This is a genomic window from Pseudomonas sp. CROZ-RG-20F-R04-15, assembly GCF_022662375.1.
Lineage (GTDB): Bacteria > Pseudomonadota > Gammaproteobacteria > Pseudomonadales > Pseudomonadaceae > Aquipseudomonas.
The window spans coordinates 1-18,058 of record NZ_JAKNQL010000040.1; the positions used below are offsets into that span (position 1 = coordinate 1).

The following is an 18,058-nucleotide window of genomic DNA, read 5'->3' on the forward strand; positions in this document are numbered from 1 at the left end:
ATTGGTTAAGATCTTTCGTCTCAACCGAGGCGCGCATTCTACAGCAGCCTCATTTGCTGTCAAGTGATTATTTTCAGAAGTTTTCGAAGAATTCTTCAACAACTTCAACCACTTGCGCTTCCGATCTCTCGTCAGCGGGAGGCGAATTCTACAGCGTTACACGCTGCTGTCAACACCTCTTTTTCAACTTCTTTCTGCGCTTCGATGAACTGAAGCAACCTGCTGCCGAAACCTACATAACTCATTGAAACTCAAGGAGTTTTCCGTTTCGACTGCGCCGGAAGTGGGGCGAATTATAGACATCCTGAATCTGCCGTCAACCGTTAATTTCGCTTTTCTTTCAATCACTTGCAGATTGGCTAAAAAACAACCAAACACTTCACGGTATAGCGATCCCTTCTATATAGAAGGGAATGTCAAAGCACCCCTGACGCTTTCAATTCAGCCACCGCCCCCGCACCCAAGCCCAGCACACCCTGCAAAACCTCCAGCGTATGCTCACCCAATAAAGGAGGCGCACGACGGTACTCCACCGGCGTCTGCGACAAGCGAATAGGACTCGCCACCTGCGGCACCATCCCCGCCAATGCATGCGGCAACTCTATCGCCAGCCCACGCGCCTTCACCTGCGGATCCTCAAACACCTGCGACAGGTCATTGATCGGCCCACAAGGCACGCCCGCCCGCTCCAACTCGGCAACCCATTCAGCGGTAGTCTTGAACACCGTCGCCTGGCGAATCAGCGGAATCAACACCGCCCGGTTCGCCACTCGCAGCTTATTAGTAGCAAACCTTGGGTCGTCAGCCCACTGCGGCTGCCCCGCCACTTCGGCAAACTTGCGGAACTGCCCGTCGTTACCCACGGTAAGAATGAAGTCGCCATCAGCCGTAGGAAAGTCCTGATAAGGCACTATGTTCGGATGCGCATTGCCCAGACGCTTAGGCGCATTGCCCGTAGTCAGATAATTCATCGCCTGGTTGGCCAGACAAGCCACCTGAACATCCAGCAACGCCATATCGATGTGCTGGCCACCGCCATCGTGATCGCGGTGAGCCAGCGCCGCCAGAATCGCCACCGTCGAATACAGACCGGTTAGAATATCCGTCAACGCCACACCCACCTTCACCGGGCCAGCCCCATCATCACCCTCAGGCCGACCAGTCAGGCTCATCAGCCCGCCCAGCCCCTGGATCATGAAGTCATAACCGGCGCGCTTGGCGTAAGGGCCGGTCTGGCCGAACCCGGTAATCGAGCAATAGATCAAGTTCGGATTGATCGCCTTCAGCGATTCATAGTCCAGCCCATAAGCCGCCAGACCACCGACCTTGAAGTTCTCGATGAGAATGTCCGACTTCGCCGCGAGCTCGTGCACCAGCTTCTGCCCTTCGGGGCGAGTGAAGTCGATGGTCACCGATTGCTTGTTGCGGTTGGCCGACAGGTAATAGGCCGCTTCCGACGTATTCTCGCCATAAGCGTCTTTAAGGAAGGGCGGCCCCCAGGCGCGAGTGTCATCGCCATTACCAGGGCGCTCGACCTTGATCACCTCGGCGCCAAGGTCGGCGAGGATTTGCCCGGCCCACGGCCCGGCCAATACTCGCGATAAATCCAGTACCCGCAGATGCGACAGCGCGCCCATGGTCGCTCTCCTATTAATAGAACGCCTGCAGACCGGTTTGCGCACGCCCAAGGATCAGCGCGTGGACGTCGTGAGTGCCTTCATAGGTATTCACCACTTCCAGGTTAACCAAGTGACGCGCCACGCCGAACTCGTCGGAGATACCGTTACCACCCAACATGTCGCGCGCCATACGGGCGATGTCCAGCGACTTGCCGCAGGAGTTGCGCTTCATGATCGAAGTGATTTCGACCGCCGCCGTGCCTTCATCCTTCATACGGCCAAGGCGCAGGCAACCTTGCAGGGCCAGCGTGATCTCGGTCTGCATGTCAGCCAGTTTCTTCTGAATCAACTGAGTAGCGGCCAATGGACGACCAAACTGCTGACGATCCAGTGTGTACTGGCGAGCGGTGTGCCAGCAGAACTCGGCAGCGCCCAACGCGCCCCAGGAAATGCCGTAGCGCGCAGAGTTGAGGCAGGTGAATGGACCTTTGAGGCCGCGCACGTCCGGGAAGATGTTCTCTTCCGGCACAAAAACGTTGTCCATGACGATTTCGCCAGTGATTGATGCACGCAGGCCAACCTTGCCGTGAATCGCCGGAGCGCTCAGGCCTTTCCAGCCCTTCTCCAACACGAAACCACGGATGTCGCCGGCGTCGTCCTTACCCCAGACCACGAACACATCAGCTATCGGGCTGTTGGTGATCCACATCTTCGCGCCAGTCAGGCTGTAGCCGCCCTCGACTTTGCGTGCACGAGTAATCATCGCACCTGGGTCGGAACCGTGATTAGGCTCGGTCAGGCCGAAACAGCCGATCCATTCGCCGGAGGCCAGTTTCGGCAGGTATTTCTGTTTCTGTGCTTCGGTGCCGAACTCGTTGATCGGCACCATGACCAAGGAGGACTGCACGCTCATCATCGAGCGGTAGCCGGAGTCGACACGCTCCACTTCGCGAGCAATCAGGCCATAGCTGACATAGTTGAGGCCGCTGCCACCGTACTGCTCAGGAATGGTCGCACCCAACAAGCCGACTTCGCCCATCTCGCGGAAGATCGCCGGGTCAGTTTTCTCATGACGGAAAGCTTCGAGAACACGCGGTGCGAGGCTCTGTTGAGCGAACTGCTCGGCGGTGTCGCGGATCATGCGCTCTTCTTCGGTGAGCTGTTGATCCAGCAGCAGGGGATCGATCCAGTTGAAGCTAGCTTTACCGCCCATGATTGTGTCCTCGCAAATCGGCTGAATTAACGTGGCATTGATCCTAGGCGCGGTTCGCCATCGCGGCAAACGAGGATTTCGCATCCTGTTGTGCTAATTTCTCACTCCGAAACGTCGCGAAATGCCTTTTATGCGGCGCATTAGTGAGGTTGACGTACATGCGCAGGAAGATCCCCAGCACCACCGCCCTGATCAGCTTCGAGGCTGCCGCGCGTCACGAAAGTTTTACCCGGGCCGCTGAAGAACTTTCCCTCACTCAGGGCGCGATTTGCCGACAGATCGCCAGCCTTGAGGAGTTCCTCAGCGTCGAATTGTTCCGACGCTCGCGACGCGGAGTGAAACTGACTGAGGCAGGGCTTTCCTACAGCCGCCGAGTCGCCACACAACTCGATGCGGTTGAGCGCGATACACTTTCAGTGATGGGCCAGCAAGGCACCAATGTGATCGAACTGGCGGTGGTACCGACCTTCGGCACCCAATGGCTACTGCCGCGGCTCAAAGATTTCCAGCTCAAGCACCCGGAAGTCACGGTCAACCTGACCAACCGCACCCGTCCCTTTCTGTTTGCCGATACCGAATTCGATGCCGCGATCTATTTCGGCGATGCCGACTGGTCCGGTACCGAATCCCACAGGCTGATGGGTGAGAATCCGATGCCGGTGTGCAGCCCTGCCCTACTCGGTGACAAGACACATCTGACAGCCGAGGCAATCGCCGAGCTACCGTTGCTGCAGCAGACCACCCGCCCTTATGCCTGGCGCCAATGGTTCAACTCGCAACACCTGAATATCCCCCGCGACATGACAGGCCCGCGCTACGAGCTATTCTCCATGCTCGCCCAAGCGGCCATGCACGACATGGGCATTGCGCTGATTCCACCGTTCCTGATTCAGCGTGAACTGGCCGAGAAGCGCTTGGTGATTGCCAACCCACAGGCACTCTCGAGCATTAAGGCCTATTACCTGATGATTCCCGAGCGAAAGGTCGAATCCGCATCATTAAAGGCATTTCGTGATTGGCTGGTAACCCAGGCGAACAGCTACAGCCTAGAAGGATAAGGGCTTACAGCGATAGCTAACCCCGTAGTCAGGAAAATCAAAGCCCTACAGATATAACTATTTGTCGCAATTCGACTGACTGTATCCGAAAGTCGTACAGACGTCCCACAAGCGCCTGACGACGTGGCTTTGAGCCTTCATCAGCGACGCATTAGTGCCTATTCACGCCACCGATGAGAAATTTTTCCATATTCGGCCAGAATCCTTACAACGCACGGCCTGCAAGGGATTCGGCTGGCCATCTGCGACATTCGGTCACGGCATGACTTGTAGTTAATTTTCCGTCACCCGTCATAATCCCTTGAAGGGCATAAAGTTCGCCTGCAAAATGCCGCGCCCCGCCCTGATTTGGCGGGATCGTGCTGATCGGCCGCCCCAGTCGCACCATCCGTAGTGCATGGGTTTACTCAATAAGATCACGCAGGAGATTTGACGTGCACATTGGTGTTCCTCTCGAAACCCAGACCGGTGAAACACGGGTTGCTGCAACCCCGGAAACCATTAAAAAGCTGATCAGCCAAGGTCATAAGGTCACTGTCCAAACCGGCGCCGGCGTAAAAGCCAGTGTGGTCGACAGTGCCTATGAAGCGGCAGGCGCAACCATTGGCAGTGCCAATGACGCGTTTGGCGCCGAGCTGATTCTCAAAGTGGTCGCGCCAAGCGATGTCGAACTGACGCTGATCAAGCGCGGTACGGTGCTGGTCGGCATGCTCAACCCGTTCAACAACGAAACCATCGCGAAGATGGCCGAGTGCGGCATTACCGCGTTCGCCCTCGAAGCGGCGCCGCGCACCTCGCGCGCGCAAAGTCTCGATGTGTTGTCGTCGCAGGCGAACATTGCCGGCTATAAGGCTGTGTTGCTGGCCGCACACCACTATCCGCGCTTTATGCCGATGCTGATGACCGCTGCAGGCACCGTGAAAGCGGCGCGCGTGCTGATTCTCGGCGCTGGCGTGGCCGGGTTGCAGGCGATTGCCACGGCGAAACGTCTGGGTGCGGTGATCGAAGCGTCTGACGTGCGTCCGGCGGTAAAAGAGCAGATCGAATCCCTCGGCGCCAAATTCGTCGACGTACCTTACGAGACTGATGAAGAGCGTGAATGCGCCGTCGGTGTTGGTGGTTACGCGCGACCAATGCCGGCAAGCTGGATGCAGCGTCAGGCGCAGGCTGTGCACGAGCGCGCCAAACAGGCTGACATCGTCATCACCACCGCACTGATTCCGGGCCGCAAGGCACCGACGCTGTTGAGCGCGGACACCGTGGCGCAGATGAAACCGGGTTCGGTGGTCATCGACCTCGCAGCGGCTCAGGGCGGCAACTGCCCACTGACCGTGGCAGACCAAGTCGTCGTCGAGAATGGCGTGACCATTTGTGGCCCGACCAATCTGGCCGGCGAAGTCGCTGCAGACGCCTCGGCACTGTACGCGCGCAACCTGCTGGACTTCCTCAAGCTGGTATTCACTAAAGAAGGCCAGTTCGACGTCAACCTCGAAGACGACATCGTCGCCGCGTGCCTGATGTGCCGCGACGGCCAAGTCATCCGCAAAAACGCCTAAGCAGGGATTCAGACGATGGAAGAGCTTATCTCCCCCGGTATCTACAACCTGATCATCTTCGTGCTGGCGATTTATGTCGGTTACCACGTGGTCTGGAACGTTACACCTGCGCTGCACACGCCATTGATGGCGGTGACCAACGCCATTTCGGCGATCGTGATCGTCGGCGCCATGCTGGCTGCCGCACTGACCGTCACACCGCTGGGCAAAACCATGGGCACCCTCGCGGTGGCACTGGCTGCGGTCAACGTGTTCGGTGGCTTCCTGGTCACCCGCCGCATGCTTGAGATGTTCAAGAAGAAAGCCCCGAAAGTAAAAGAAGAGGCGCCGAAGTAATGAGCATGAATCTCGTCACGACGCTCTACCTGATCGCGTCGATCTGCTTTATCCAGGCTCTCAAAGGCCTTTCGCACCCGACCACCTCGCGGCGCGGCAACCTGTTCGGCATGCTCGGCATGGCGTTGGCGATCCTCACCACCGTCGGCCTCATCTATAAGCTGGGCGCTGAGCTAGCGACTGCCGGTATCGGTTATGTGATCGTTGGCCTGTTGGTCGGCGGCACTGCCGGTTCGATCATGGCCAAGCGCGTTGAAATGACCAAGATGCCGGAACTGGTCGCCTTCATGCACAGCATGATCGGTCTGGCAGCGGTGTTCATCGCCATCGCTGCGGTGGTTGAGCCACAGTCGCTGGGCATTGTTAAACAACTGGGCGACTCGATCCCGACAGGCAACCGTCTGGAGCTGTTCCTCGGCGCAGCCATCGGTGCAATCACCTTCTCCGGTTCGGTGATTGCCTTCGGCAAGTTGTCGGGCAAGTACAAGTTCCGTCTGTTCCAGGGCGCACCGGTACAGTTCGCTGGCCAGCACAAACTCAACGCAGTGCTGGGCCTGGCCACACTGGCGCTTGGCCTGACCTTCATGTTCACCGGCAACCTCACCGCGTTCGCACTGATGCTGGCACTGGCGTTCGTGATGGGCGTGCTGATCATCATCCCGATCGGCGGCGCCGACATGCCGGTCGTGGTGTCGATGCTCAACAGCTACTCGGGCTGGGCGGCAGCGGGTATCGGTTTCTCGCTGAACAACTCGATGTTGATCATTGCCGGCTCCCTGGTGGGTTCGAGCGGTGCGATCCTCTCGTACATCATGTGCAAGGCGATGAACCGCTCCTTCTTTAATGTACTGCTCGGCGGTTTCGGCAACACGGCAGACGCTGGCCCGGCCGGTGCAAAAGAAGCACGTCCGGTGAAGTCCGGTTCGGCTGACGACGCAACCTTCCTGCTGACCAACGCCGACACCGTGATCATCGTGCCGGGCTACGGCTTGGCGGTTGCACGTGCACAGCACGCGCTGAAGGAATTGACCGAGAAGCTGACACACCGTGGCGTGACCGTGAAGTACGCGATTCACCCGGTGGCCGGTCGCATGCCAGGCCACATGAACGTTCTGCTCGCCGAGGCCGAAGTGCCTTACGACCAGGTGTTCGAGATGGAAGACATCAACTCCGAGTTCGGCCAGGCCGACGTGGTACTGGTGCTCGGGGCGAACGATGTGGTCAACCCGGCCGCGAAGAACGATCCGAAGTCGCCGATTGCCGGCATGCCGATTCTCGAAGCGTTCAAGGCCAAGACCATCATCGTCAACAAGCGCTCGATGGCCAGCGGCTATGCCGGTCTGGACAACGAACTGTTCTATCTGGACAAGACCATGATGGTTTTCGGCGACGCGAAGAAGGTCATCGAAGACATGGTCAAAGCGGTCGAATAATTCCCGCTGCAAGACCAAACGCCCCGACCTGTCGGGGCGTTTTTGTTTGCGCAAACAGTCGGACAATATGCCGCGTTGTTGCAGATCCAGTAACGGTGTTTTACTTGAAACCCGCTGAATAGACGCCTCGTTTGCGACCTTGGTAGCGGGACAGGCGCCCGTCAAATTCACTAGACTGCGCATCCTGCTACTCGCTTCCCGAGATAATAATCCATGTACCGTGACCGTATTCGCCTGCCTTCGTTGTTGGACAAAGTGATGAGCGCCGCCGACGCAGCCGCTCTGATTGAGGACGGCATGACCGTCGGCATGAGCGGTTTCACCCGCGCCGGCGAAGCCAAAGCTGTCCCTCACGCACTGGCCGAGCGCGCCAAGGTCACGCCGCTGAAGATCAGCCTGATGACTGGCGCCAGCCTGGGCAACGACCTCGACAAGCAACTGACCGAAGCCGGCGTACTGTCGCGACGCATGCCGTTCCAGGTCGACAGCACCTTGCGCAAGGCGATCAACGCCGGCCAGGTGATGTTCATCGACCAGCATCTATCGGAAACCGTCGAACAACTGCGCAACCAGCAATTGAAGCTGCCGGACATCGCGGTCATCGAAGCGGTGGCCATCACCGAACAAGGCCACATCGTGCCGACCACCTCGGTGGGCAACTCGGCGAGCTTCGCGATTTTCGCCAAGCAGGTGATCGTCGAGATCAATCTGGCGCACAACGCCAACCTCGAAGGCCTGCACGACATCTATATCCCGACGTACCGCCCGACGCGCACGCCGATCCCGCTGGTAAAAGTCGACGACCGTATTGGCAGCACGGCGATTCCGATCCCGCCGGAGAAGATTGTCGCCATCGTCATCACCCAGCAGGCGGATTCGCCGTCCACCGTCTCGTCGCCGGACGTCGACACCAATGCCATCGCCGATCACCTGATCACCTTCTTCAAGCAGGAAGTCGACGCCGAGCGCATGACCAACAAGCTCGGCCCGTTGCAGGCCGGGATCGGCAACATTGCCAACGCGGTGATGTGCGGCCTGATCGATTCGCCGTTCGAAGACCTGACCATGTACTCCGAAGTACTGCAGGATTCGACCTTCGACCTGATCGATGCCGGCAAGCTGAGCTTTGCTTCGGGCAGTTCGATCACCCTGTCGGAGCGGCGCAACAGCGACGTGTTCGGCAATCTGGAGAAGTACAAGGACAAGTTGGTGCTGCGTCCGCAAGAGATCTCCAACCACCCGGAAGTGGTCCGTCGCTTGGGCATCATCGGCATTAACACGGCGCTGGAGTTCGACATCTACGGCAACGTCAACTCCACCCACGTTTGCGGCACGCGGATGATGAACGGCATTGGTGGTTCTGGCGATTTCGCGCGCAACGCGCATCTGGCGGTGTTCGTGACCAAGTCGATTGCCAAGGGTGGTGCGATTTCCAGCGTGGTGCCGATGGTCAGTCACGTTGACCACACCGAGCATGACGTTGACATTCTGGTGACCGAAGTCGGGCTGGCCGACTTGCGCGGCCTGGCGCCACGGGAGCGTGCGCGGGTCATCATTGATAACTGTGTACACCCGGACTTCCGTCAGGCACTGAACGATTACTTCACGGCAGCCTGTGCAATCGGTGGCCACACCCCGCACATCCTGCGCGAAGCCTTGAGCTGGCATATGAACCTGGAAGAAACCGGGCGCATGCTGGCGGTGTAATTCACACAGATAATCCGCTGATGCAAACACAGTTTGCGTCGGCGGACTTTCGCAAGCGCCCCGCCTGACAAAAACTGTACTGCTGTACCGGTCATTTCCTACAGGGTTTGCCTACCTTTCCAATTGAATCGAGCAAAAATGCACCACTTAAGTGCGGACAAGTACAGTTTGCTCAATTTTGACCCATACACCCGCTATAAACAGTTAACTGGTCACTCACAATACAGTTGAACTGTATCTAGAGAGACTTGGCAAACGAGAGGATCATGGGCACCAGTCAAACCACTACCTGATCCCGCCACAAGCGGAAGGATGTCAACCATGGAACGTACACTCAGTTCCGAACTGTTCTTCGAAGACAAAGCTGTAAACACCCAGGCTTCCCTGCCTCTGCGCGTTATCGCCAACCTGATGTTGTGGCAGCGCCGCATCTCCAGCCGCCATCAACTGGCTCGTCTGGATTCGCGTCTGCTGGCTGACGCCGGTATCAGCGAAGCACAACGCTACGAAGAGCTGAGCAAGCCGTTCTGGCGCTAAGTAGCGTCGCTGGCTCTGGTCGTTAGACCCACCGCCAGCAACCCGAATTGAACAAACAAAACCCGTCGTGGGAAACCACGACGGGTTTTGTCGTTTTCGGGCCGGAAAAATCCCGGTACACCTGCTGATATGGCCGACAGGTACAGTTTTAAATAATCAACATCTGAACCAGTACAATTTTACTCAGGTGTATCTGCATCTTTGTCTGTTACAGGCTCAACATGACCTTCCGCCTTCACCGGTAAACGGAATACGCCATGAATGACTTACAGGATGTTTCAGAGGTTTTATGCTTGCCGGCATCTCGCCCCAATGCTCTGCGGCGCTTGTTTCACGGCCTGTGGGGCAGCCTGGAGCGCGCCAGAACGCGGCGCCTGCTCTCTCAACTCGATAATCGTGATCTCGCTGATCTTGGCCTCAGCCACGCCGACCGCATTAATGAACTGGATAAACCCTTCTGGCGCTAGCACTCTGCCCACTGTGCGAAAGTCGCCCGTCGGCCTAATATCCACGCAGAACGTGGCGAATGCTGTGTCACTGGCGTCTGACTCCTCAGATACCGAGCCACCTCTCAATACGGTTTATCCACAGGAGTTACACCATGTCCCGTCTTCGTCTGCTCAGTGCCGCCACCCTGTTGGCCGTGGCTGCCAACGCCAGCGCCACCAGCTTTATCGTGACCACCGACGCCGTTGTCGGTGCACTGAAGTCCTCGTCCGATGCTACTTCTGACGTCACCTCGTCCTTCCGTGACGACAAAATCGTTCTGGCTGCCCGTGACGACGCCGCCAGCTTCGTCGCCAGCGAAGGCGAGATCCGTGGGGTGAAACTGGAAAGCGCGCTGGATCATATCCGTCACCAGGCGCCACAGCTTCAAGCTACCGACGCGCAGTTGGCTCAAGCCATCCTGACGATCTAAGCGATTCCAGGCATTGCGGGACACGCGCAACGTGTCCCGATGTTTCGGCGCTGGCTCTGGCCCGGGCATTGCGCTAGCCTTTGGGCTCATCAAAAATTACCGAGTCCGATGCGCTTTCTTTCAAATCTACTGATCCCCTCTGTATTGTTCAGCACCTGCTGGGCGACGCCGGTCAATGCCTTTGATGCCTTCAATGCGTCGACACAAGGCACCGTCGTCAGTGGTTACGCTACCAGCATGGTGTCTTCTGCGCCTTTCGACCGTAAACTGCTGCTCGCCGCCCACGATGACGCGGCCGCATTTGTTGCCAGTGACGGTGAATGGCGAGGTGCTCGTCTGGAATCCGCGCTGCATTACTTGCGCAAAACCCGGCCGAAACTTCATGTCAGTGACCTTGAACTGGCAGAGGCAATTCTCGTCCAATAGTTATCCTGTTCCCCCGTTATCCTTGCCCCTCCGGAGTCGTTCCATGCGTAGCCCGCTGATTGCTGCCGCCTTTGGCCTATTTTTGTTGGCCGATGTGGCCCAGGCGCACACCCTGGTAGCCACCAGTAACATCATCGTTCGTGCCTCCCAGCGCACCATCGATTTCACTTCCGACACCACCACGTCGATTCGCGATTCGAAAATCATCCGCGAGGCGCACGATGATGCTGCCAGTTTCGTCGCCACCAACGGTGATATCCGCGGCGCGCATCTGGAAGCAGCGCTGAACACCCTGCGCACTCGTGTGCCGGAAGCGCGTGACGCCAGCGATCAGGTTCTCGCCGAAGCCATCCTCGCACTGTGAAGTCAATCGGCGCCTGGCTGCTGGCCGGGGCGTTGTTGCTACTTGGCAACAGTGCCCACGCTGGCCTGCAATTGCGGCTCAAGACCGACGGTCTGAGCCCCGCCCAACAACAGGCCAGCCAGGCGCTGATCGATGAGGCGATGCAAAAGCTGCCGCCGAGTTTTATCGAGCGGCTGGACCGGCGCATTGATGTCGGCTGGACCGATGACATGCCCGGCAATGCCTATGGCCAGGCCACGCTGGTTTCCGAACTCGATCTGAATCGCAAACTGCTCGCCGGCCTGACCGATGGCAGTGCCGCCAAAGAAAAAACCAATCGTCCCCACGGCACCGTGCGCCAGGAACTACTCGCCACGGTGCTGCATGAAATCACCCATATCTATGATCGTGCGCGCCTGTGGCCAGATGCTGAACGCACACTGATCCAGCGCTGCACCCGACGTTTCAACAGCGCCGGGCTGATCGGCATTCCCGACGAGTGTCGCGGCCAGAACGGCCGTCGCTTCACCCTCAGCGATGATCCGCGTCTGCTCGACCTCGCCGGTTGGCAGCAATACGTCGGTCGTCGCGGTGAGCGCGAACAACACAACCGCCAGATAGCCCGCAGTCCGGACCTGTACGAGATCTCTAGTCCTAAAGAGTTCGTCGCGGTCAACATGGAGTATTTCCTCCTCGACCCGAGCTACGCCTGCCGCCGCCCCGCACTGTATCGCTATTACGAGGAACACTTCGGCTGGGCGCCAACTGCCAAGGACACTTGCAGCAAGACCTTCGCGTTTCTCAATGCCGGTAACGACTTTGCCAAGCAACCGTTAGGGCAAGTCGACCCGGAACGGGTCTATGCAGTGGATTACCTGCTGGCCGAGGCCAATCAGAACTGGGTCAGTCGTTGGGGCCACAGCATGTTGCGTCTGGTGATCTGCGCTCCGGGCCGCCCGCGTGGCCCGGATTGTCGACTCGATCTGGACCAGCATCTGGTGTTGTCCTACCGCGCCTTTGTCGGTGATGTGCAGCTGTCGAGCTGGGACGGACTGGTCGGCAAATACCCATCGCGTCTGTTCGTGTTGCCACTGGCGCAGGTCATCGACGAATACACCAAGACCGAACTGCGCAGCCTCGCCTCCGTGCCACTGAACCTGTCCCGCGACGAGATCGAAGGCGTGGTCGAACACGCCGCCGAAATGCACTGGAGCTACGACGGCAACTACTTCTTCCTTTCCAACAACTGTGCAGTGGAGGGCTTGAAGCTGTTGCGCAGCGGCAGCAACAACACTCAGTTCGTGGGCCTCGACAGCATCATGCCCAACGGCTTGCTGGAAGTGATGAAGGGCCGTGGTCTGGCGGACACCAGTGTGCTGGATGATCCGAAAGAAGCGCTGCGTCTGGGCTATCGCTTCGACTCGTTCCGCGATCGCTATCAGGCGATGTTTGATGTATTGAAAAAGCAGTTGCCGATCAAACAGACCACCGTTGAAGAATGGCTTTCACTCACTGCCGAAGAGCGCCGTGAGTGGTTCGAGCGTGCAGATTTGCGCACCAGCGCCGCGTTGCTGTTGCTGGAGCAAGCCAGCTATCGCCGCCAATTGCTGCTGGCGCAGGACGAGGTCAAGCAGCGTTACCTCGGCGCTCGCGAGCTGGAAAACGGCGGCATGGACAAGGCCAACGCGACCTTGCAGGAAATTCTCGCCAACAGCGGGTTCCTCAGTCGCCCGGCGGAACTGCTCGATAGCCGTGGTTATGGATTGCCGCAACCGAGCGAGTTCAAGCGACTGGAAGACGAAAGCAGTCAACGACAGAAAAAGCTGTTAGTGCTTTCCGGCGATCTGGACGCAGAAGTACGCAAGTTGCTGGAACCCAAGCGTGCTGCGGAGATTGCCGCCAGCGAGGAGAACGTGAAGCAGATTGGCGCGCATTTGCGCAAACTGCACAAGGCCTCCGGCGGACTGGAGCTACCCTGAAAAAAAGACCGCAGCCATTGGCTGCGGTCTTTTTTATTGCCTGCGGATCAATACAAAACGCCATCGAGAATTTCGTAGACGATCCCGCTGCCCACCGCGATCAGCACGATATCGCCTCCCGCCCGACGCCATTCGTAACCCGGATACACCGGCAAACGACCTAACGCGCGATTATCCAGACGCTCGCCGTAATAGCCGTGCGGCAACGGCCGGCCACGCTCCAGATGAATCCCCGGAGGCGGCGGTGCGCCGCGCACGAAGTAGCCATGGTTATCGCGAATGGTCTGGCGTACCGGGCCGAAGTCGCGCGGTGGCGGGCCACCACGGTGATCGTTCTGCGGGCCACGGTGATCGTCGCGATGGTCATTACCATGGTTGTCGTACTGGCCCTGCTGCGGGCCGCCGTGGTCATGATCATCGCGCTGATCGGCGCTGGCCAGCAGCGGTGTCGCACTGATCAACAGCACGCCCAGTCCGGCCATCAGACGTTTCGGCATTTTCATCGGGTCTTTCCTCACGGCACAAACAGCAAAAAGGGCTGCAGAACGATGTTCTGAAGCCCTCGGTCTTGCTCATTTAGTCTGTGCCGCGAGGCGCTAATTCCTCTGTATCAGGAACTTTACCTTCAACTGACGCGGGCCTTACGCACGCCTTCGGAAAGTGCCGAGCACAGGCTCAGTACACCGTCGATGGCCTGGGCTGGCGTCGTAGCGTTGGCAATGTGATCAATCAACGCCGAACCCACCACAACACCGTCGGCCAGACGCGCGATGGCCGCTGCCTGCTCCGGCGTGCGAATACCAAAACCGATGCTGATCGGCAGATCGGTATGCCGACGCAGACGGGTTACCGCCTCTTCGACGTGCTCCAGCGTTGCAGCACCGGCACCGGTCACACCGGCCACCGACACGTAGTAAACGAAACCGGAGCTGCCATTGAGCACCTTCGGCAGACGCGCGTCGTCAGTGGTCGGCGTGGTCAGACGGATGAAGTCCAGACCGGCAGCCTGTGCCGGGTCGCACAGCTCGGCGTTATGCTCAGGCGGCATGTCGACCACGATCAGGCCATCGACGCCGGCCTCTTTCGCATCAGCGATGAAACGCGACACACCGTACATGTGGATCGGGTTGAAATAGCCCATCAACACCAGCGGCGTGTCGCTGTTGCCTTCACGAAACTCGCGAACCATTTGCAGGGTTTTCAGCAGGTTCTGCTTGGCGCCCAGCGCGCGAATATTCGCCAGTTGAATCGCCGGGCCATCGGCCATCGGGTCGGTAAACGGCATGCCCAGCTCGATAACGTCGGCGCCAGCACCCGGCAAGCCCTTGAGGATCGCCAGCGAGGTGTCGTAGTCCGGATCACCGGCGGTGACGAAGGTCACCAGCGCAGCGCGGTTCTGTTCTTTGAGGTCGGCAAAACGGTTTTGCAGGCGGCTCATCAGTGTTTCTCCTGCTGGGACTGTTCCATGTGATGCATGACGGTCTGCATGTCTTTGTCGCCACGGCCGGACAGGTTGACCACCATCAGATGGTCCTTCGGCAGCTTCGGTGCGCGTTTGAAAACCTCAGCCAGGGCGTGGGCGCTTTCCAGGGCAGGAATGATCCCTTCCAGACGGCAGCATTTGTGGAACGCGTCGAGGGCTTCGTCGTCAGTCACCGAGGTGTACTGAACACGGCCGATGTCATGCAACCACGCGTGTTCCGGGCCGATGCCTGGATAGTCGAGGCCGGCGGAAATCGAATGGGCGTCGATGATCTGGCCATCGTCGTCCTGCAGCAGGAAAGTACGGTTGCCGTGCAGTACACCCGGAACGCCGCCGTTCAGGCTCGCCGCGTGCTTGCCGGTTTCGATGCCGTAACCGGCGGCTTCAACGCCGATGATTTCAACGCTCTTGTCGTCGAGGAACGGGTGGAACAGGCCCATCGCATTGGAACCGCCACCGATGCACGCCACTAGGCTGTCCGGCAAACGACCTTCCTGAGCCTGCAACTGATCGCGAGTTTCCTTGCCGATCACGGCCTGGAAGTCGCGAACCATCGCCGGGTACGGGTGCGGGCCGGCCACGGTGCCGATCAGGTAGAAGGTGCTGTCGACGTTGGTCACCCAGTCACGCAGCGCTTCGTTCATCGCGTCTTTCAAGGTGCCGGTGCCGGCAACCACTGGAATCACTTCAGCGCCGAGCAGCTTCATACGGAATACGTTGGCCTGCTGACGTTCGATGTCAGTGGTGCCCATGTAGATCACGCAGTCCAGACCGAAACGTGCGGCGACGGTGGCAGTGGCCACGCCGTGCATGCCGGCGCCGGTCTCGGCGATGATGCGTTTTTTGCCCATGCGCCGCGCCAGCAGGATCTGGCCGATGCAGTTGTTGATCTTGTGCGCGCCGGTGTGATTCAGCTCTTCGCGCTTGAGATAAATCTTCGCGCCGCCGCAGAATTCGGTCAGACGCTCAGCGAAATACAACGGGCTCGGACGTCCGACGTAGTCGCGCTGGAAGTAGGCCAATTCTTCTTTGAATGCCGGATCTTCCTTGGCCGTTTCGTATTCTCGGGCCAGATCAAGGATCAACGGCATCAGGGTTTCCGCCACGTAGCGGCCACCGAACGAGCCGAACAGGCCGTTATCGTCCGGGCCGTTACGCAGATCAGAGGTGTTCGAAGTCTGGGTCATGAGTTGCTCCAGGTGAATTCGGGTCAAAAGACAATGACGACCACTCTACCCCTGACCTTCCAGACTGAAAACCGATAAGATCGCCACAACCTGTCAGGAAAACTCACAGATATCATGAGCCATGACCTTCCTCCGCTGAACGCATTGCGTGCGTTCGAAGCGACCGCCCGTCTGAACAGCGTCAGTCAGGCTGCCGAGCAACTGCACGTTACCCATGGCGCGGTCAGTCGTCAGCTCAAGGTGCTGGAAGAACACCTGGGCGTCAGCCTGTTCGTCAAGGATGGTCGCGGCTTGAAACTCACAGATGCCGGCATGCGTTTGCGCGATGCCAGCGGCGAGGCGTTTGATCGCTTGCGCAGTGTTTGCGCTGAATTGACGCAAAGCACGGCGGATGCGCCGTTTGTACTCGGCTGCTCTGGAAGCCTGCTGGCGCGCTGGTTTATTCCGCGTTTGGGGCGATTGAATGCCGATCTGCCGGATTTGCGTTTGCATCTATCGGCGGGTGAAGGCGATCTCGATCCAAGACGTCCGGGGCTGGATGCTTTGCTGCTGTTCGCCGAGCCGCCATGGCCGGCAGACATGCAGGTTTACGAATTGGCTGCAGAACGCATCGGTCCGGTCATGAGCCCGCTGTTCAGTGGTTATCAACGCCTGCGAACGGCGCCAGCCTCAGCGCTGCTCGATGAGCCGCTGCTGCACACCACTTCCCGCCCACAGGCGTGGCCGAGTTGGGCACAACAAAGCCACCTCGACGCCAAGGCGTTGAAGTTGGGACAGGGTTTCGAGCATTTGTATTATTTGCTAGAAGCTGCCGTCGCCGGACTTGGCGTGGCCATCGCGCCGGAGCCGCTGGTGACGGAAGATTTGAAGGCCGGTCGCCTGGTTGCACCTTGGGGTTTTTGTGAAACCCCGGCGCAACTGGCGTTGTGGCTACCCAAGCGCGCCGCTGATGGACGCGCCCGGCAACTGGCGCAATGGCTCAAAAACGAGCTGCGCCAGAGCGATCACTCGCCGCGCTTGAACAGCAAGTAAGCCGCGAGCAAGCCGATCGCACCGACTGCGACACCGGCAGTCGTCCACGGGTGTTCCTGCGCGTAATCACGGGTGGCGATCCCGGTTTCGCGGGTTTTCACCTTGACTTCTTCATAGGCATCGCTGAGCAGGTGGCGCGAATGTTTCAGCGCGCTTTCGGCATTGCTCTTCAGCGCCTTGAGGGTCTTGCGCGACTCGTCCGAAGCGTCGTCCTTCAAGCTTTCCAACGATTTGAGCAGACTCTCGATCTCGGCTTCCATGCTTTGCAACGAGGCTTTACGTAAAGAGGTGTTGGCCATGGTGGCTCTCCTGCATTGGTGATGAGTGGCGTGTGTTGGTTGGGACTTCAGCGGTTTGAGAAAGTGCAGAAAATCTGAACTTCGCCTGCGCAGTGCCGCCGAAATCAACAGTGCAGATTCACTGCTAGTCTCAATTCCACACGCCAAGGAGATCGCCATGAGTGACCATCACACGTACAAGAAAGTCGAGTTGGTCGGTTCGTCCGCCAGCAGCATCGAAGACGCCATCAACAACGCGCTGGCCGAAGCCAACAAAAGCATCAAGCATCTTGAGTGGTTTGAAGTGGTCGATACCCGTGGCCACATCAAGGACGGCAAGGCAGCGCACTTTCAAGTGACGCTGAAAGTCGGCTTCAGGATTGCCAGCAGCTGAGTTTGGTCTAGTCTTCTGAACTTGCGCGCTGGCCGAGTGCCATAGGAATGGCAAAGCGCTACAGGGTGGCTGCATCGGGTGGATGACCTGATGCCCGCCTCTTTTAATCCGACCAGGGAGTGCGACCGATGAAGAAGTTCATGTTGGCAGTAGGTTTGTTGAGCCTTGCGGGTGGTGCGTTTGCTGCCGGTAAGCCTTGTGAAGAGCTGAAAAGCGAGATTGCGGCGAAGCTGGATGCCAAGGGCGTTTCCGGGTATTCGCTGGAGGTTGTTGATAAGGGCGCTGCTGCTGGTGGCAAAGTCGTTGGCAAATGCGAAGGTGGCTCGAAGGAAATCGTCTACAAGAAGTGAGCTGATCGCGCCTGAAATACAAAAAGCCGACGTGAAGGCGTCGGCTTTTTTGTGTTCGGGATTTGAGATTTTTGGTGGGTTTGAAATCGAACCCCCTCACCCCAACCCTCTCCCCCAAGGGGGGCGAGGGGAAAGGGAGCCAATCGGGGGCTCTTCGAAACCTGAGTTCGACTGGATATTCAGGTCGGCGTATCTCGAACAGTCAACC

The 18,058-nt window shown here is 58.5% G+C and carries 21 protein-coding genes; 15 read left to right on the forward strand and 6 right to left on the reverse strand.

The window, feature by feature from the left end; all coding sequences use genetic code 11:
* The coding region (locus tag L8H52_RS29465) for a hypothetical protein (RefSeq protein WP_242210058.1) at nucleotides 1–248 on the forward strand (248 nt) is incomplete at its 5' end.
* Nucleotides 249–416: 168 nt separating this feature from the next.
* Here L8H52_RS29465 and L8H52_RS29470 read toward each other — a convergent pair.
* Nucleotides 417–1,637, reverse strand: coding sequence for a CaiB/BaiF CoA-transferase family protein (locus L8H52_RS29470; RefSeq protein WP_242210059.1), 1,221 nt, complete (start codon nucleotides 1,635–1,637; stop codon nucleotides 417–419).
* A gap of 13 nt (nucleotides 1,638–1,650) precedes the next feature.
* A complete protein-coding gene (locus tag L8H52_RS29475) occupies nucleotides 1,651–2,832 on the reverse strand; it encodes an acyl-CoA dehydrogenase (RefSeq protein ID WP_150652811.1) in 1,182 nt (393 codons plus the stop codon).
* Between the two features lie 158 nt (nucleotides 2,833–2,990).
* Between L8H52_RS29475 and L8H52_RS29480 the strand changes: the two genes are divergently transcribed.
* The 11 genes from L8H52_RS29480 to L8H52_RS29530 all read left to right on the forward strand — a co-directional run bounded on the left by L8H52_RS29480 (nucleotide 2,991) and on the right by L8H52_RS29530 (nucleotide 13,126).
* Complete coding sequence (locus tag L8H52_RS29480) at nucleotides 2,991–3,890, forward strand: LysR family transcriptional regulator (protein ID WP_242210060.1); 900 nt, start codon at nucleotides 2,991–2,993, stop codon at nucleotides 3,888–3,890.
* 434 nt (nucleotides 3,891–4,324) lie between these two features.
* Complete coding sequence (locus tag L8H52_RS29485; RefSeq protein ID WP_160054579.1) at nucleotides 4,325–5,446, forward strand: Re/Si-specific NAD(P)(+) transhydrogenase subunit alpha; 1,122 nt, start codon at nucleotides 4,325–4,327, stop codon at nucleotides 5,444–5,446.
* A 15-nt stretch (nucleotides 5,447–5,461) separates the two neighbouring features.
* The gene (locus tag L8H52_RS29490; RefSeq protein ID WP_003187417.1) at nucleotides 5,462–5,782 is read left to right on the forward strand and encodes an NAD(P) transhydrogenase subunit alpha; all 321 of its coding nucleotides are present in this window, start codon (nucleotides 5,462–5,464) and stop codon (nucleotides 5,780–5,782) included.
* Entirely contained in the window at nucleotides 5,782–7,215 is a 1,434-nt protein-coding gene (locus L8H52_RS29495; RefSeq protein WP_016985542.1) for an NAD(P)(+) transhydrogenase (Re/Si-specific) subunit beta, read from the forward strand. Before L8H52_RS29490 ends, L8H52_RS29495 begins: the two co-directional genes overlap by 1 nt.
* A gap of 213 nt (nucleotides 7,216–7,428) precedes the next feature.
* Nucleotides 7,429–8,922 (forward strand): acetyl-CoA hydrolase/transferase family protein, encoded by a 1,494-nt coding sequence (locus L8H52_RS29500; RefSeq protein ID WP_242210061.1) that lies wholly within the window; start codon nucleotides 7,429–7,431, stop codon nucleotides 8,920–8,922.
* A 321-nt stretch (nucleotides 8,923–9,243) separates the two neighbouring features.
* Nucleotides 9,244–9,459: a DUF1127 domain-containing protein gene (locus L8H52_RS29505; protein ID WP_007911656.1), complete on the forward strand. Its 216-nt coding sequence runs from the start codon at nucleotides 9,244–9,246 to the stop codon at nucleotides 9,457–9,459.
* A gap of 257 nt (nucleotides 9,460–9,716) precedes the next feature.
* A complete protein-coding gene (locus L8H52_RS29510; RefSeq protein ID WP_242210062.1) occupies nucleotides 9,717–9,926 on the forward strand; it encodes a DUF1127 domain-containing protein in 210 nt (69 codons plus the stop codon).
* 134 nt (nucleotides 9,927–10,060) lie between these two features.
* Complete coding sequence (locus tag L8H52_RS29515; RefSeq protein ID WP_242210063.1) at nucleotides 10,061–10,378, forward strand: DUF2388 domain-containing protein; 318 nt, start codon at nucleotides 10,061–10,063, stop codon at nucleotides 10,376–10,378.
* Nucleotides 10,379–10,486: 108 nt separating this feature from the next.
* Complete coding sequence (locus tag L8H52_RS29520; RefSeq protein ID WP_016985545.1) at nucleotides 10,487–10,804, forward strand: DUF2388 domain-containing protein; 318 nt, start codon at nucleotides 10,487–10,489, stop codon at nucleotides 10,802–10,804.
* A gap of 43 nt (nucleotides 10,805–10,847) precedes the next feature.
* The gene (locus L8H52_RS29525) at nucleotides 10,848–11,168 is read left to right on the forward strand and encodes a DUF2388 domain-containing protein (protein ID WP_242210064.1); all 321 of its coding nucleotides are present in this window, start codon (nucleotides 10,848–10,850) and stop codon (nucleotides 11,166–11,168) included.
* The gene (locus L8H52_RS29530; RefSeq protein WP_242210065.1) at nucleotides 11,165–13,126 is read left to right on the forward strand and encodes a DUF4105 domain-containing protein; all 1,962 of its coding nucleotides are present in this window, start codon (nucleotides 11,165–11,167) and stop codon (nucleotides 13,124–13,126) included. Before L8H52_RS29525 ends, L8H52_RS29530 begins: the two co-directional genes overlap by 4 nt.
* 47 nt (nucleotides 13,127–13,173) lie before the next feature.
* Here the strand turns inward: L8H52_RS29530 and L8H52_RS29535 are convergent, their stop codons facing one another.
* The 3 genes from L8H52_RS29535 to trpB all read right to left on the reverse strand — a co-directional run bounded on the left by L8H52_RS29535 (nucleotide 13,174) and on the right by trpB (nucleotide 15,796).
* Nucleotides 13,174–13,629 (reverse strand): anti-virulence regulator CigR family protein, encoded by a 456-nt coding sequence (locus tag L8H52_RS29535; protein WP_242210066.1) that lies wholly within the window; start codon nucleotides 13,627–13,629, stop codon nucleotides 13,174–13,176.
* A 122-nt stretch (nucleotides 13,630–13,751) separates the two neighbouring features.
* Nucleotides 13,752–14,564, reverse strand: coding sequence for a tryptophan synthase subunit alpha (gene trpA, locus L8H52_RS29540; protein WP_242210067.1), 813 nt, complete (start codon nucleotides 14,562–14,564; stop codon nucleotides 13,752–13,754).
* Nucleotides 14,564–15,796, reverse strand: a complete 1,233-nt coding sequence (trpB, locus tag L8H52_RS29545) for a tryptophan synthase subunit beta (protein WP_160054568.1) — start codon at nucleotides 15,794–15,796, stop codon at nucleotides 14,564–14,566. Before trpB ends, trpA begins: the two co-directional genes overlap by 1 nt.
* A 114-nt stretch (nucleotides 15,797–15,910) precedes the next feature.
* Here trpB and L8H52_RS29550 point away from each other — a divergent pair, with 114 nt between their 5' ends.
* The gene (locus L8H52_RS29550) at nucleotides 15,911–16,828 is read left to right on the forward strand and encodes a LysR family transcriptional regulator (protein WP_242210068.1); all 918 of its coding nucleotides are present in this window, start codon (nucleotides 15,911–15,913) and stop codon (nucleotides 16,826–16,828) included.
* Here the strand turns inward: L8H52_RS29550 and L8H52_RS29555 are convergent.
* A complete protein-coding gene (locus tag L8H52_RS29555; RefSeq protein ID WP_007911686.1) occupies nucleotides 16,801–17,127 on the reverse strand; it encodes a DUF883 family protein in 327 nt (108 codons plus the stop codon). The two genes, L8H52_RS29550 and L8H52_RS29555, sit on opposite strands and share 28 nt — an antisense overlap.
* A gap of 157 nt (nucleotides 17,128–17,284) precedes the next feature.
* On the opposite strand from L8H52_RS29555, the gene L8H52_RS29560 reads away from it, so the two are divergent.
* Nucleotides 17,285–17,500 (forward strand): dodecin, encoded by a 216-nt coding sequence (locus tag L8H52_RS29560; RefSeq protein WP_007911688.1) that lies wholly within the window; start codon nucleotides 17,285–17,287, stop codon nucleotides 17,498–17,500.
* 128 nt (nucleotides 17,501–17,628) lie between these two features.
* Nucleotides 17,629–17,850 (forward strand): DUF1161 domain-containing protein, encoded by a 222-nt coding sequence (locus tag L8H52_RS29565; RefSeq protein ID WP_242210069.1) that lies wholly within the window; start codon nucleotides 17,629–17,631, stop codon nucleotides 17,848–17,850.
* Nucleotides 17,851–18,058: the final 208 nt, after the last annotated feature.

What these genes read in the sequence shown, in the direction of transcription:
- L8H52_RS29470 (WP_242210059.1), bottom strand. Translation starts at nt 1,637, where the DNA reads ATGGGCGCGCTGTCGCATCTGCGGGTACTGGATTTATCGCGAGTATTG.
- L8H52_RS29475 (WP_150652811.1), bottom strand. Translation starts at nt 2,832, where the DNA reads ATGGGCGGTAAAGCTAGCTTCAACTGGATCGATCCCCTGCTGCTGGAT.
- L8H52_RS29480 (WP_242210060.1), top strand. Translation starts at nt 2,991, where the DNA reads ATGCGCAGGAAGATCCCCAGCACCACCGCCCTGATCAGCTTCGAGGCT.
- L8H52_RS29490 (WP_003187417.1), top strand. Translation starts at nt 5,462, where the DNA reads ATGGAAGAGCTTATCTCCCCCGGTATCTACAACCTGATCATCTTCGTG.
- L8H52_RS29495 (WP_016985542.1), top strand. Translation starts at nt 5,782, where the DNA reads ATGAGCATGAATCTCGTCACGACGCTCTACCTGATCGCGTCGATCTGC.
- L8H52_RS29500 (WP_242210061.1), top strand. Translation starts at nt 7,429, where the DNA reads ATGTACCGTGACCGTATTCGCCTGCCTTCGTTGTTGGACAAAGTGATG.
- L8H52_RS29505 (WP_007911656.1), top strand. Translation starts at nt 9,244, where the DNA reads ATGGAACGTACACTCAGTTCCGAACTGTTCTTCGAAGACAAAGCTGTA.
- L8H52_RS29510 (WP_242210062.1), top strand. Translation starts at nt 9,717, where the DNA reads ATGAATGACTTACAGGATGTTTCAGAGGTTTTATGCTTGCCGGCATCT.
- L8H52_RS29515 (WP_242210063.1), top strand. Translation starts at nt 10,061, where the DNA reads ATGTCCCGTCTTCGTCTGCTCAGTGCCGCCACCCTGTTGGCCGTGGCT.
- L8H52_RS29520 (WP_016985545.1), top strand. Translation starts at nt 10,487, where the DNA reads ATGCGCTTTCTTTCAAATCTACTGATCCCCTCTGTATTGTTCAGCACC.
- L8H52_RS29525 (WP_242210064.1), top strand. Translation starts at nt 10,848, where the DNA reads ATGCGTAGCCCGCTGATTGCTGCCGCCTTTGGCCTATTTTTGTTGGCC.
- L8H52_RS29535 (WP_242210066.1), bottom strand. Translation starts at nt 13,629, where the DNA reads ATGAAAATGCCGAAACGTCTGATGGCCGGACTGGGCGTGCTGTTGATC.
- trpA (WP_242210067.1), bottom strand. Translation starts at nt 14,564, where the DNA reads ATGAGCCGCCTGCAAAACCGTTTTGCCGACCTCAAAGAACAGAACCGC.
- trpB (WP_160054568.1), bottom strand. Translation starts at nt 15,796, where the DNA reads ATGACCCAGACTTCGAACACCTCTGATCTGCGTAACGGCCCGGACGAT.
- L8H52_RS29550 (WP_242210068.1), top strand. Translation starts at nt 15,911, where the DNA reads ATGAGCCATGACCTTCCTCCGCTGAACGCATTGCGTGCGTTCGAAGCG.
- L8H52_RS29555 (WP_007911686.1), bottom strand. Translation starts at nt 17,127, where the DNA reads ATGGCCAACACCTCTTTACGTAAAGCCTCGTTGCAAAGCATGGAAGCC.
- L8H52_RS29560 (WP_007911688.1), top strand. Translation starts at nt 17,285, where the DNA reads ATGAGTGACCATCACACGTACAAGAAAGTCGAGTTGGTCGGTTCGTCC.
- L8H52_RS29565 (WP_242210069.1), top strand. Translation starts at nt 17,629, where the DNA reads ATGAAGAAGTTCATGTTGGCAGTAGGTTTGTTGAGCCTTGCGGGTGGT.